Here is a 656-nt window from a genome sequence, read left to right on the forward strand (position 1 = left end):
CGCGAGTCATCCAGCCGTTACTGGCACAGTTGCAGGCGCGTCAGGTGCCGATTGTGCTGATCAGTGAACCGCAGGCTAACGGGCTATTTCCGTTTGCCACCTGGTCACTGTGTCTGCCGTTGGACAGCGTTTCCGCCTTTGATAGCTACAGTGCCGCCATGAGTCTGGCAGGCTTGCTCAGCAATGCGTTACTGCATGAAATGTTGCAGCAAGGGCGTCAGCGTATCCATCAGATAGCCGATCTTTATACCCATCTGGACGAATTAGAGCAGCGCTAAGCGAGCGCTAAAATGGTGCTCTTGCACTTTTTTGGTGCCGTTGCTGCGCTGCATTTTTGCGCGTATCACTCTCGGTTAGCTCAATTCTCCCCTTGCTGTGCCTGATTGTCGCTCTCTATAAGACTGGCACGCCCTTTGCTTACTCAATGAAACGATAGTTTCACTTATCGCTTATCAAGAACTTTTGGTTTCATCTGATTTTCAACCAGGAGATACGCAATGGGCATCAAAAAACACCTTATCGCGCTGGCTGGCGCATTGCTGTTAGTGACACAAGTGGGCAACGCGGTTGCCGATCAGCTTCAGGACATTGAACAGCGTGGCGTGTTACGCGTGGCAGTACCGCAAGATTTCCCGCCGTTTGGCTCGGTTGGCACT

Annotated in this window: 2 pseudogenes; both read left to right on the forward strand. The window is 52.1% G+C overall.

The annotated features are described in order from the left end of the window. A pseudogene (locus tag J5224_RS33375) lies at positions 1-278 on the forward strand (MurR/RpiR family transcriptional regulator); the annotation flags it as partial. A gap of 225 nt (positions 279-503) precedes the next feature. Continuing rightward, a pseudogene (locus J5224_RS33380) lies at positions 504-656 on the forward strand (amino acid ABC transporter substrate-binding protein); the annotation flags it as partial.

This window comes from Candidatus Symbiopectobacterium sp. NZEC135 (assembly GCF_025962695.1).